The organism is Streptomyces sp. NPDC002730, assembly GCF_042888805.1.
GTDB lineage: Bacteria > Actinomycetota > Actinomycetes > Streptomycetales > Streptomycetaceae > Streptomyces.
The window spans coordinates 379322-391572 of record NZ_JBIAQG010000005.1 but is presented as its reverse complement, the minus strand read 5'-3'; the positions used below and the strand labels follow the sequence as shown (position 1 = coordinate 391572).

The window sequence follows — 12251 nt, the reverse complement described above, 5'->3', positions numbered from 1 at the left end:
ACGATGGAAGGCGGTCCAGTGTCGTATCGAGGAGGCAGACGTGGCCGAGGAGCTCACCCCGGCGGAATCCGATCTTGCTGCTGACGCAGCGGGCCCGGAAGAAGAAGAGCAGCCGATCAAGCAGCGCAAGAACGGCCTGTACCCGGGCGTGTCCGACGAGCTCGCGGAGAACATGACGACCGGCTGGGCCGATACCGAGCTGCGCGATCTGGAGCCCATCGCGCAGGCCTCGCACACCGCCGCCCGCCGTGCCGCGCTCTCGGCGCGCTTCCCCGGCGAGCGCCTGGTGATCCCCGCGGGCAATCTGAAGACCCGCTCCAATGACACCGAGTACGCCTTCCGCGCCTCCACGGAGTACGCCTACCTCACCGGCGACCAGTCCGAGGACGGCGTCCTGGTGCTCGAGCCGACCGCCGGCGGGCACCGGGCGACCATCTATCTGCTGCCCCGCTCCAACCGCGAGAACGGCGAGTTCTGGCTGTCCGGCCAGGGCGAGCTCTGGGTCGGCCGCCGCCACTCCCTCAGCGAGGCCGAGCAGCTGCTGGGCATCCCCGCCAAGGATGTGCGCGAGCTGCCCGAGCAGCTGCGCCAGGCGACCGGCGCGGTCCGCGCCGTACGCGGGCACGACGCCGGCATCGAGGCGGCGCTGACCGACAAGGTCACCGCGGAGCGCGACGAGGAGCTGCGCGTCTATCTCTCCGAGGCGCGTGCCGTGAAGGACGAGTTCGAGATCGGCGAGCTGCAGAAGGCGTGCGACTCCACCGCGCGCGGATTCGAGGACGTCGTCAAGGTCCTGGACAAGGCCGAGGCGACCAGCGAGCGCTACATCGAGGGCACCTTCTTCCTGCGCGCCCGCGTCGAGGGCAACGACATCGGTTACGGGTCGATCTGCGCGGCGGGCCCGCACGCCACCACCCTGCACTGGGTGCGCAACGACGGCCCGGTCCGCTCCGGCGAGCTGCTGCTGCTGGACGCCGGCGTGGAGACCCACACCCTCTACACCGCCGACATCACGCGCACCCTGCCGATCAACGGCCGCTTCAACGAGCTGCAGCGCAAGATCTACGACGCGGTGTACGAGTCTCAAGAGGCGGGCATCGCGGCGGTGAAGCCCGGCGCCAAGTACCGCGACTTCCACGACGCCTCGCAGCGTGTGCTCGCTGAGAAGCTCGTCGAGTGGGGTCTGGTCGAGGGCCCGGTGGAGCGTGTCCTCGAACTGGGTCTGCAGCGCCGCTGGACGCTGCACGGCACCGGCCACATGCTCGGCATGGACGTCCACGACTGCGCCGCCGCGCGCACCGAGGCATACGTCGACGGGACGCTGGAGCCCGGCATGTGCCTCACGGTGGAGCCCGGTCTCTACTTCCAGGCGGACGATCTGACGGTGCCGGAGGAGTACCGCGGCATCGGCGTCCGGATCGAGGACGACATCCTGGTCACCGAGGACGGCAACCGGAACCTGTCGGCGGCGCTGCCGCGACAGGCCGACGAGGTCGAGGCCTGGATGGCCTCGCTCAAGGGCTGACCGAGCGACGGATACGGCGGAGGGCGCGCGGCTCAGGACACCTTGAGCAGCGCGTCCTCCCGCCACTTCAGGATCTTGTCGAAGCTGACCACCGCGCCCCGGCCCGGCCGGTTGCGAAAGTGGACATGGTCGGCGAGCTGCTCGATCAGACAGAGCCCGCGGCCGCTCTCCGCGGTCGGCGAGGCAGGCGTCATGGTGTACGCGCACTGCCCGCCGTGCCGCATCGGAAAGCCCGGCCCCGAATCGGCCACTTCGATACGGCACGTCTCGCCGTCCAGATATGCGGTCACCCGGTAGGCAGCCGAGGCTTCGCCGGACCCCCGGTCACCGCCGTGCTCGACGGCATTCGCGCAGGCTTCGCTCAGCGCGACCGAGAGATCGTACGAAATATCAGGATCAACCCCCGCGGTCTCCATCGTGCCGAGCAGCAGCCGACGGGCGAGCGGAACGCTCGCAGCTTCGCGCCTCAAGTGGAGAGACCACCAGATGCTCATGCTCCAGCCTCCTGGCTGCGCCTCGACATACCGATACGTATTGCCGCAAGACACGGTCCGTAAGCACACAGTTGACGTGATTCCGCTCATTCGGCGGATGCGCCCCCCGAGCGCGCCGGTGTATGTCGGAAAAGGGGATCTTCCGGACCTGCCGTATGGGCCGTCCCACCGCAGTGCGATGATGGCCCGGCCATGTCGTCCATCCCCGTTGCACGCGCCGGAGCCGGTCTACGGCTGCTGAGGGCCGCGGTGTTCACCGCGGTCTGTGTTGTGCTGTCCGCGACGGGACATGCGCTGGCCGCTTGTGCGGCCGTCCCCTGGTGGACGCTGGCGTTCGGCTTCCTCGCGGTGTTCGCACTGGTCGCGCCGTTCGCCGGACGGGCGCGCTCACTGCCGTCCATCGCCGTCGCGCTGACCGTCGGACAGCTCGCTCTGCACACTCTGCTCGGCCTCGGGCAGCAGCAGCAGCTGCGGCTGACGCCGACGGCCGACGACGCGCTGATCAGGATGGCCGCGAAGCTGGCGTGCGGCGCGGGCGCCTCGTCCCTGAGCCACACCGACGCGCAGCGGATCGTCACCAACGCGGGCATCGCTCCGGCGGGGCACAGCACCCACGTCCATATGGCGCAGACCGCCGCCGCATCGCCCGAGCTGCTGCCGACCCTCCCCATGATCCTGGGGCATCTGCTGGCCGCGCTCGCCACCGGCTGGCTGCTGCGGCGCGGGGATCTGGCGCTGCTCCGACTGATCAGGCTCTCTGCCGACTCGGCGCATGAGGTGGCTCAGGCGGCGTGGCTGCGTTCGCTGCGTGCCGCGCTCGTTCTCGTACGGGCGCTGCGTGCCGGGCTCCAGGGGGCGCCCGCGGTGGATCCGCGCGCTCCCCGGCCGTCCTCCGGTCCGCCTCCGCCACCGGCCGGTGAGGCGCTTCAGCACACGGTGATCAGGCGCGGGCCTCCCGCCCGCCTCGCTCTCGCAGCCTGACGCGGCCCACTCGACGGGAGTGGTGTCGCGGTGCCCGCGCACCCGTATGCGCCGTCACTCACTCGCCTCTCCTGATCCGGAGTGTCTTCTGCCATGAACGTTTCCCGTATCGCGCTCGCGACCGGCGTCGCCGCCTCCTCCGTACTGCTGCTTTCCGGCACCGCCTTCGCGCACGTCAGCGTGCAGCCGCAGGGCGAGGCCGCCAAGGGCGGCTACGCGACGGTCAACTTCAAGGTCCCCAACGAGCGCGACAACGCCTCGACCGTCAAGCTCGAGGTCAACATCCCCACCGAGCACCCGCTGTCGTCCGTGATGCCGCAGCCTGTGCCCGGCTGGAAGGTCGAGGTCACCAAGTCCAAGCTGGCCAAGCCGCTCCAGGTGCACGGCAAGCAGATCACCGAGGCGGTCTCCAAGGTCACCTGGACGGCGGACGGCTCCAAGATCGGGCCCGGCCAGTTCCAGCAGTTCCCGCTCTCTCTCGGCAAGCTTCCCGAGGACGCCGACCAGTTGGTGTTCAAGGCCCTCCAGACGTACGACAACAAGGAAGTCGTGCGCTGGATCGAGGAGGCGAAGGAGGGCGCCGCGGAGCCCGAGTCGCCCGCGCCCGTCCTGAAGCTGTCGGCCGCCACCGGGGACGAGCACGGCGGCGGCGCGAAGGGCGCGTCCGCGAAGGACGGCAAGAACGCCGGTCATGACGAGGACACGAAGTCCGAGGAGGCGTCGGACAGCAGCAGTGACACCACGGCCCGCATCCTGGGCATCGTCGGCATTCTCGTCGGTGTCGCGGGTGTTGCCTTCGGCGTCCTGGCCGGACGCCGCCGCACGTCCTGATGCGCCGCCCGACGCTTCGTACATCACCTTTGGGATATTTCTCCATGCGTAAGAAGACTGTGCTCGCGGCCACGCTCGTCGTGGCCGCCGGGCTCACGCTGTCCGCCTGCGGGGGCGACTCCGCCAAGAGCCCCGTCGCCGATGTCTCCGCCAAGGCGAACCGGCCCGCGACCCTGCTCGACCAGCCCTACACCAAGCCGAACCTCGTCCTGACGGACACCCACGGCAAGAAGTACGACCTGCGCGAGCAGACCAAGGGCAAGCCGACGCTGATCTACTTCGGCTACACGCACTGCCCCGACGTCTGCCCCCTGACGATGAGCAATATCGCCATCGCCAGGAAGAAGCTCCCCAAGGCCGACCAGGACAAGCTCCAGGTCGTCTTTGTCACCACCGACCCGGAGCGGGACACCGCGGCCGAGCTCGCCAAGTGGCTGCCGAGCGCAGGCGATCCGTCCTTCACCGGTCTCACCGGCGACTTCCCGACCATCCAGGCGGGCGCGCGCCAGATCGGCATCGGCATCGACCCGCCGAAGAAGGAGAAGGACGGCACGGTCGTCTCCATGCATGGCGCGCAGGTCATCGCGTTCTCCCCGAAGACCGACGCGGGCTACGTCCTGTACAGCCAGGACACCACGGCGGACGACTACGCCAAGGACCTGCCGAAGATCATCCGTGGGGAGAACCCGTGAGCCGCCGTTCGACCCTCGCCGGCGTCATCGCCCTGAGCGCGGGGCTGGCGCTGGCGGGCTGCTCGTCCGACGGCGAGCCCGAGTTGAAGGTCAATGGTGCCTTCATGCCACAGCCCGTCGGCGACGACATGGCAGCCGGGTTTCTGACGGTACACAACAGCGGGGGCACGGCCGACAAGCTCACCTCCGTCACCAGCGACCTCTCCGACGACATCACGATCCACGAGTCCAAGGACCAGAGGATGCAGGAGGTGAAAACCTTCGACGTACCGGCGGACGGCGAACTCAATCTCGAACGCGGTGGAAACCACATCATGTTCACGAACCTCAAGCAGAAGCCGAAGCAGGGCGAGAAGGTCACCTTGGAGCTGCGCTTCGAGAAGTCCGGCCCGATCAAGGTCGAACTTCCCGTGAAGGAACCCACCTACAGCCCGAAGAAGCACTGAGCACCGAGGGACTGATCACGCCATGACAGCCACCGCCCCGCGCTTCGGCCCTTCACCGGTCCGGCTGCTGCTCGCCGCGACCGTGCTCCTCGGCACGCTCATCGGCGCACTCCTGGCCGGCGCGAACCCCGCGTCGGCCCATGCCGCACTGACCGGGAGCAACCCGAAGGACGGGGCGGTGGTCGCCACCGCCCCGGGCAACGTCACGCTCACCTTCTCCGAGCAGGTCGCCATGGGCGACGACTCGATCCGGGTCCTCGAACCCAGCGGCAAACGCGCGGACAAGGCCAAGGTCCGCGACCTCGGCACCGGCGGCAAGGTCATGTACGGCGTCGATCTGCTGCCCGGACTGCCCAACGGCACGTACACCGTGGCCTGGAAAGCCGTCTCCGCCGACAGCCATCCGGTCTCCGGAGCCTTCACCTTCTCCATCGGAGCGCCCTCCAAGACCACCGCCGCCGTACCCGACCAGAAGGCCGGCGGAGGTGTGGTCGGGGTCCTCTACGACATCGCGCGCTACGCCTCGTACGCCGGTTTCGTACTGCTCACCGGCGGCGCGGCCTTCGTCCTCCTCTGCTGGCGGCGCGGTGCTTCCGTAAGGCCGCTGCAGCGCCTGGTCGTCCAGGGATGGGTGACGCTCACCGCGGCCACCCTTGCGCTGCTCCTGCTGCGCAACCCCTACACCGGCTCCGGAAAACTGGCGGACACCTTCGACCTCGGCGGGCTGCGGGACGTCCTTCAGACCAAGACCGGGGCCGCGCTCAGCTCCCGGCTGATGCTGCTCGGGGCCGCCGCACTGTTCATCGCCGTGCTCTTCGGGGCGTATGCGAAGCGGGAGGACGAGACCGAAAAGAAGGATCTGACCTTCGGTCTTGCCGTCGGCGGCACGGTCGTCGCGGCCGGGATCGCCGGGACCTGGGCGCTGTCGGAGCATGCATCGACCGGTATCCAGCCGGGGCTCGCGATGCCCGTGGACGTACTGCATCTGCTGGCCGTGGCGACCTGGCTCGGCGGGCTCGCGGCGCTGCTGACCGCGCTCTACCGGGCGCCGTCGATCGAGCGCGCGGCGGTACGGAGCTTCTCGAAGGTCGCGTTCGGCAGCGTCATGGTGCTCGCCGCGACCGGGATCTACCAGTCCTGGCGGCAGGTCGGCTCGTGGTCGGCGCTGACCGGGACGACGTACGGACAGCTGCTGCTGGCCAAGGTGGCGCTGGTTGTTGTCATGGTCGCCGTGGCGTGGATCTCGCGGCGGTGGACGGCGCAGCTCAGTGAGGCGCCGACGGCCGAAGCTCGGACCGACGAGGCCGAGCCGGAGCCGGTGACCGTCCCCGAGAACGCCGACGCCAAGGAAGCGGAGGACTCGCAGGTCTCGGGGCTCTCGCACGTCTCGGAGGTCTCGGAGGTCTCCGCCGACCCGGAGCGGGCGGCTCAACTTGCCCGCCAGCAGGCCGCGGTGGCGACGGCGGAGAAGAAGCGGAACCGGGACGCCGATCCCGAGCGCTCCGGACTGCGCCGTTCCGTGCTGGCCGAGGCAGGCATCGCGGTGATCCTGCTGGCCGTGACGACCGTGCTGACGAGCACCGAACCGGGCCGTACGGAGGAAGAGGCGGCCAAGGCCGGCAGCACTCAGGCGGCCGCCACCGTGCCCCAGGGGCCGACCGAGATCAAGATGCCCTTCGACACCGGCGGCCGGAGCGGCAAGGGCACGGTACGGCTCACCTTCGATCCGGCCACCTCGGGCGCCAACGAGATGCACGTCTGGGTCGACCGGCCGGACGGAAAGCCGCTGGACGTGCCCGAGGTGAAGGTCGCCTTCACGCTCAAGGCCAAGCAGATCGGTCCGCTGCCGATCACCCCCGACCGCATCACTGCCGGGCACTGGAGCGCGGCCGCGGTCCAGATCCCGATGCCCGGCGACTGGCAGGTCCAGGTGACCGTACGGACCTCCGACATCGACCAGACGACCATCGACAAGAACATCAAGATCGGCTGACGTACCCGTGAGTGACCCTGTGCGCGACAACGACATCTCCAGGCGGCGGCTGCTCGGCACCGTGGGCGCCGGCGCCACCGGTCTTGCGCTGGGCGCTGCGGGCGGCGCCGCCGCGTACGCCAGTGCGGCAGGCGAAGCCCCGCCCGCGCTGACCACCGTCGGCGCGACCGGCATCGCCTTCCACGGCGAACACCAGGCGGGCATCACCACGCCCCTGCAGGCGTGCGGCCATCTGATCGCCTTCGACCTGGCGCCGGGCGCGGGCCGCAAGGAGGCGGCCGCGCTGATGCGCCGCTGGTCCGCGCTCGCGAGCGAACTGATGGCGGGCAGGGCGGCCGGCGACGGCGACACAGGCGTCGCGCTGGACGCCGGGCCCTCTTCGCTGACCGTCACGTTCGGCTTCGGCCGCACCTTCTTCGACCGTACGGCGCTGGTGGCACAGCGGCCGCCGGAGCTGGATCCGCTGCCCGCCTTCTCCTCCGACCAACTGGACGCCAAGCGGTCCAACGGCGATCTGTGGGTGCAGATCGGCGCGGACGACGCGCTGGTCGCCTTCCACGCACTGCGCGCGATCCAGAAGGCGGCCGGGGACGCGGCCCGGGTGCGCTGGCAGATGAACGGCTTCAACCGCTCGCCGGGCGCCACCGGAAAGCCGATGACCGCACGCAATCTGATGGGCCAGCTCGACGGAACGGCCAATCCGAAACCGTCCGAGGCCGACTTCGACAAGCGGATCTTCGTGCCGTCCGAGACGTCGGGGACGAAGTACGACTGGCTGGCAGGAGGCTCGTACGCCGTTGTACGACGCATCCGGATGCTGCTCGACGACTGGGAGCGGCTCTCGCTGAAGAAGCAGGAGCTGGTCATCGGCCGGCGCAAGTCCGACGGCGCCCCGCTGACCGGTGGAACCGAGACCACCGAGCTCGCGCTGGACAAGACGGGGCCCGACGGGAAGCTGGTCATTCCGGACAACGCCCACGCCCGGATCTCGGCTCCGGAGCAGAACGGCGGTGCGGCCATGCTGCGTCGGCCGTTCTCCTTCCACGACGGGATCGGCGCGGACGGAACGCCGGACGCGGGGCTGCTCTTCGTCTGCTGGCAGGCCGATCCGCTGCGCGGCTTCGTACCGGTGCAGCGCAAGCTCGACCGGGGCGACGCGCTGTCGGCGTTCATCCGGCACGAGGCGAGCGGGCTGTTCGCGGTGCCTGGCGGGGCACGGACCGGCGAGTACGTGGGCCAGCGGCTTCTGGAGTCGTAAGGATCGCGGGCCCTTCGGATCCCGGGCCCATTAGGGTGACGGTATGTCGGCCACGCGCTTCACGTATCTCGGTCCCGAGGGCACCTTCACCGAAGCCGCCCTGCGCACGCTTCCGGAAGCAGCCACCCGCGAGCTCGTCCCGATGCTGTCCGTGCCCGCGGCGCTGGATGCCGTACGGAACGGGGATGCCGCGGCCGCCCTCGTACCGATCGAGAACTCCGTGGAGGGCGGCGTCACCGCGACCCTCGACGAGCTGGCCTCCGGACAGCCGCTGATGATCTACCGCGAGGTGCTGCTGCCGATCGCCTTCGCGCTGCTCGTGCGGCCGGGCACCAAGCTCTCCGAGGTGAAGACGGTGACCGGCCATCCGGTCGCCCAGCCGCAGGTGCGCAACTGGCTGCGGGCGAATCTGCCGGACGCGCTGTGGGAGTCGGCCGCGTCGAACGCGGACGGGGCGCGGCTGGTGCAGGAGGGGCGGTACGACGCGGCCTTCGCGGGCGAGTTCGCGGCCGCGACGTACGGACTCGAGCCGCTGGTCAGCGAGATCCATGACGCGGAGAACGCGGAGACGCGTTTCGTGCTGGTGGGCCGGCCCGCCAGGCCCGCGGCGCCGACCGGCGCGGACAAGACCTCGGTGGTCATCTGGCTGGGCGACGACCACCCGGGTGCGCTGCTGGAACTGCTCCAGGAATTCGCGGTGCGCGGGGTCAACCTGATGCTGATCCAGTCCCGGCCGACCGGAGCGGGCATCGGGAACTACTGCTTTGCCGTGGATGCCGAGGGCCATATCTCGGACCGGCGGGTGGGCGAGGCGCTGATGGGGCTGAAGCGGATCTGCCCGAAGGTGCGGTTCCTCGGTTCGTATCCGCGGGCGGGTGTTGCGGTGGAGGACGTACGGGCGCTGCGCGCGGGGACGTCGGACGCCGAGTTCACGGCCGCGTCGGACTGGCTGGCGCGCTGCCAGGACGGCCGGGCCTGAGCGGTCGGTGCTGAGGGATCGGAGCAGCCGGTCCTACCTGCACATTTTCGTTGTCCACAGAAGTTATCCACAGGCATGCTTCTCGACCTGGGGACAAGTCGACATCGGAGGGCGACATGGTCGACATATCGGCTCACTCACCCCACTTCCCTCCACAGAACGGCAGGTTGCCCCGCGTCACCTCAATTCCATTGATCAACCCTTTGGGGCGAGGAATTCCCACCCGAATGAGTGTGTGGGGTGGGTTCGGGTGAGGAATCCTTCGACCCGCGCGGGACTTTCGGAACGATCTCTTCCGTAGTCCACAGATCCCCCACACAGGCTGTGGATAACTTTACGAAGGCTCGCATCCCTGTGGACAAGGGATGTCCAAATCCCGGACAGGGCAAGGGGAGCAGGTCAATGCGGGCGCTCACCGGGTGCCCCATTTCGGCGAATAGCATCCCGTTTATTGACGCTTACGCCGGCGATTTACCCACACCTTTCTAAATTCCGGCAATTCGGGCAAAGTGACACGCAAGGCTATATCGAGTGAGGTGGCGCGAGTCCGCACCGGTAGCCTGGTGGGGTGATTGACCTTCGCCTGCTTCGTGAGGACCCCGACCGTGTTCGCGCCTCCCAGCGCGCCCGTGGAGAGGACGTCGACCTCGTCGACGCCCTGCTCTCCGCCGATGAGCGGCGCAGGTCGTCCGGCCTTCGCTTCGACGAGCTGCGCTCCGAGCAGAAGTCGCTCGGCAAGCTCATCCCCAAGGCCACTCCGGAAGAGCGCGCCGAGCTGCTGAAGCGGGCCGAGCAGCTGAAGGCCGACGTGAAGGCGGCCGACGCCGCACAGAACGAGGCCGACGAAGAGACCAGGCGGCTGCTGCTCCAGCTCGGGAACATCGTGCACGAGGACGTCCCGGTCGGCGGCGAGGAGGACTTCGTCGTCCTCGAGACGCACGGCACGATCCGCGACTTCGGCGCCGAGGGCTTCGCGCCCAAGGACCACCTTGAGCTCGGCGAGGCGCTCGGCGCCATCGATGTCGAGCGCGGCGCGAAGGTGTCGGGTTCGCGCTTCTACTACCTGACGGGCGTCGGCGCGCTGCTTGAGCTCGCGCTGGTCAACGCCGCGATCGCGCAGGCGACCGAAGCCGGTTTCATCCCGATGCTGACCCCGGCGCTGGTCCGCCCGCGCGCCATGGAGGGCACGGGCTTCCTCGGCCAGGCTTCGGAGAACGTGTACCACCTGGAGAAGGACGACTACTACCTGGTCGGCACCTCCGAGGTCCCCCTCGCCGCGTACCACATGGACGAGATCATCGAGGCCGACAAGCTGCCGCTGCGGTACGCGGGCTTCTCGCCGTGCTTCCGCCGCGAGGCCGGCACGTACGGCAAGGACACCCGGGGCATCTTCCGGGTGCACCAGTTCGACAAGGTCGAGATGTTCTCGTACGTCGCTCCCGAGGACGCGGAGGCCGAGCACAGGCGTCTGCTGGACTGGGAGAAGCAGTGGCTGACCGGCCTCGAGCTGCCCTTCCAGGTGATCGATGTGGCCACCGGCGACCTGGGTGCCTCGGCCTCGCGCAAGTACGACTGCGAGGCGTGGATCCCGACCCAGGGCAAGTACCGCGAGCTGACCTCCGCGTCGAACTGCGACAGTTTCCAGGCCCGACGGCTCTCGGTCCGGATGCGTGACGGCAAGAAGGTGCAGCCGCTGGCAACGCTGAACGGCACGCTCTGCGCCGTACCGCGCACGATCGTGGCGATCCTGGAGAACCACCAGCTGGCCGACGGTTCGGTGCGGGTGCCCGAGGTGCTCCGTCCGTACCTGGGGGGACGAGAGATCCTGGAGCCGATCTCCAAGTGAGCCCCGCCCCCTTTCCGTACAAGCTTGTTGCGACCGATCTCGACGGCACGCTGCTGCGTGGCGACGACACGGTCTCGGAGCGCACGCGCGCCGCGCTCGCCGCGGCCACCGCGGCGGGCGCCGCGCACATCATCGTCACCGGGCGTGCTGTGCCGTGGACCCGGCACATCCTGGACGACCTGGGGTACGACGGCCTCGCGGTCTGCGGCCAGGGCGGGCAGGTGTACCACGCGGGTGAGCACCGGCTGCTGACCTCGGTAACGCTGGACCGGCAGCTGGCCGGACTCGCGCTCTCCAAGATCGAGGCGGAGGTCGGGCCGCTCGCGGTGGCCGCGAGCCGCGACGGGCTCGACGGCGAGGTGCTGGTCGGTCCTGGCTACCGGGTGCAGGAAGGCCCGCTGCCGGTGGTGGCGTTCGAGGACCCGGCCGAGCTGTGGTCCGCGCCGCTGAGCAAGGTGTTCATCCAGCATCCGGAGCTCGGTGACGACGCGCTGGCACAGGCTTCCAGGGCGACGGTCGGCAGCCTGGTGAATGTGGTGGTGGCGGGGCCCGGCGTCGTCGAGATGCTGCCGCTGGGGCTGAGCAAGGCGACGGGGCTCTCGCTGGCGGCGCGGCGGCTGGGGCTGCGGGCCTCGGACACGATCGCGTTCGGTGATATGCCGAACGACATCCCGATGTTCGGCTGGGCCTCGCACGGTGTGGCGATGGCCAACGCGCACGACGAACTGAAGGCCGTGGCGGACGAGATCACGGCGTCGAACGAGCACGACGGCATCGCGGTGGTGCTGGAGCACTTGCTCGGCTGAGGCGGAAGAGGTGGGGGTCGAACCCACACGGGCATTCACATGCCCCAACACTTTTCGAGAGTGCGGCCGGCGCCTGCTGTCGGCTGGCTCTTCCCGTAGGTACTGCGTGACTGCCGGACCGGGCGACTGCGCAACTGCCGGACCGGGCGCCTTCGTGACTACGTAACTGCCTGACTGCGTGACTGCGTGACTGCGCGGAGGATGCGCGGATCGAACGCGCGCGGGGTTCACGGCCCCGACGACGGCTTAGCAAGCCGCTGCCTTACCACTCGGCCAATCCTCCGGGAGGGGGCGGCCCGCGCGGATGCGCGCTCGAAGCGGCCGCCCCCGGACAGTGCCCCTGGGCGGCTCGGCGGAGTGGTCGGTGGCTACTCCGCTGCCTGCCCGGGGCTGCCCTGAC

Annotated in this window: 11 protein-coding genes and 2 tRNA genes; 10 read left to right on the top strand and 3 right to left on the bottom strand. The window is 69.4% G+C overall.

Annotated features, from left to right (window positions below; translation table 11 throughout):
* Positions 1 to 40 precede the first annotated feature (40 nt).
* Positions 41 to 1525: an aminopeptidase P family protein gene (locus ACFYXH_RS15465; protein WP_389562792.1), complete on the top strand. Its 1485-nt coding sequence runs from the start codon at positions 41 to 43 to the stop codon at positions 1523 to 1525.
* A 32-nt stretch (positions 1526 to 1557) separates the two neighbouring features.
* Here the strand turns inward: ACFYXH_RS15465 and ACFYXH_RS15460 are convergent, their stop codons facing one another.
* Positions 1558 to 2019 carry an ATP-binding protein gene (locus ACFYXH_RS15460; RefSeq protein WP_389562790.1) on the bottom strand — a complete coding sequence of 154 codons (462 nt, stop codon included), beginning with the start codon at positions 2017 to 2019 and terminating at the stop codon, positions 1558 to 1560.
* Positions 2020 to 2211: 192 nt separating this feature from the next.
* On the opposite strand from ACFYXH_RS15460, the gene ACFYXH_RS15455 reads away from it, so the two are divergent.
* The 9 genes from ACFYXH_RS15455 to ACFYXH_RS15415 all read left to right on the top strand — a co-directional run bounded on the left by ACFYXH_RS15455 (position 2212) and on the right by ACFYXH_RS15415 (position 11851).
* The gene (locus tag ACFYXH_RS15455; protein WP_389562788.1) at positions 2212 to 3000 is read left to right on the top strand and encodes a hypothetical protein; all 789 of its coding nucleotides are present in this window, start codon (positions 2212 to 2214) and stop codon (positions 2998 to 3000) included.
* Between the two features lie 93 nt (positions 3001 to 3093).
* Positions 3094 to 3831, top strand: a complete 738-nt coding sequence (locus ACFYXH_RS15450) for a YcnI family protein (protein ID WP_389562787.1) — start codon at positions 3094 to 3096, stop codon at positions 3829 to 3831.
* A gap of 44 nt (positions 3832 to 3875) precedes the next feature.
* A complete protein-coding gene (locus tag ACFYXH_RS15445; RefSeq protein WP_389562785.1) occupies positions 3876 to 4523 on the top strand; it encodes an SCO family protein in 648 nt (215 codons plus the stop codon).
* Positions 4520 to 4969, top strand: coding sequence for a copper chaperone PCu(A)C (locus ACFYXH_RS15440; RefSeq protein WP_389562783.1), 450 nt, complete (start codon positions 4520 to 4522; stop codon positions 4967 to 4969). The genes ACFYXH_RS15445 and ACFYXH_RS15440 overlap by 4 nt, the downstream gene beginning before the upstream one ends.
* A gap of 22 nt (positions 4970 to 4991) precedes the next feature.
* The gene (locus ACFYXH_RS15435; RefSeq protein WP_389562781.1) at positions 4992 to 6962 is read left to right on the top strand and encodes a copper resistance protein CopC; all 1971 of its coding nucleotides are present in this window, start codon (positions 4992 to 4994) and stop codon (positions 6960 to 6962) included.
* A gap of 7 nt (positions 6963 to 6969) precedes the next feature.
* Positions 6970 to 8220 (top strand): iron uptake transporter deferrochelatase/peroxidase subunit, encoded by a 1251-nt coding sequence (gene efeB, locus ACFYXH_RS15430; RefSeq protein ID WP_389562779.1) that lies wholly within the window; start codon positions 6970 to 6972, stop codon positions 8218 to 8220.
* A 43-nt stretch (positions 8221 to 8263) separates the two neighbouring features.
* Entirely contained in the window at positions 8264 to 9199 is a 936-nt protein-coding gene (gene pheA / locus ACFYXH_RS15425; protein ID WP_385304213.1) for a prephenate dehydratase, read from the top strand.
* A gap of 568 nt (positions 9200 to 9767) precedes the next feature.
* Complete coding sequence (gene serS, locus ACFYXH_RS15420; protein ID WP_389562777.1) at positions 9768 to 11045, top strand: serine--tRNA ligase; 1278 nt, start codon at positions 9768 to 9770, stop codon at positions 11043 to 11045.
* Complete coding sequence (locus ACFYXH_RS15415; RefSeq protein ID WP_389562775.1) at positions 11042 to 11851, top strand: HAD family hydrolase; 810 nt, start codon at positions 11042 to 11044, stop codon at positions 11849 to 11851. Before serS ends, ACFYXH_RS15415 begins: the two co-directional genes overlap by 4 nt.
* A 2-nt stretch (positions 11852 to 11853) precedes the next feature.
* Here the strand turns inward: ACFYXH_RS15415 and ACFYXH_RS15410 are convergent.
* Both ACFYXH_RS15410 and ACFYXH_RS15405 read right to left on the bottom strand, forming a co-directional pair.
* Positions 11854 to 11945: transfer RNA gene (locus ACFYXH_RS15410), tRNA-Ser, on the bottom strand.
* A gap of 101 nt (positions 11946 to 12046) precedes the next feature.
* Positions 12047 to 12134 (bottom strand) — tRNA-Ser (locus ACFYXH_RS15405).
* Between the last annotated feature and the right edge of the window lie 117 nt (positions 12135 to 12251).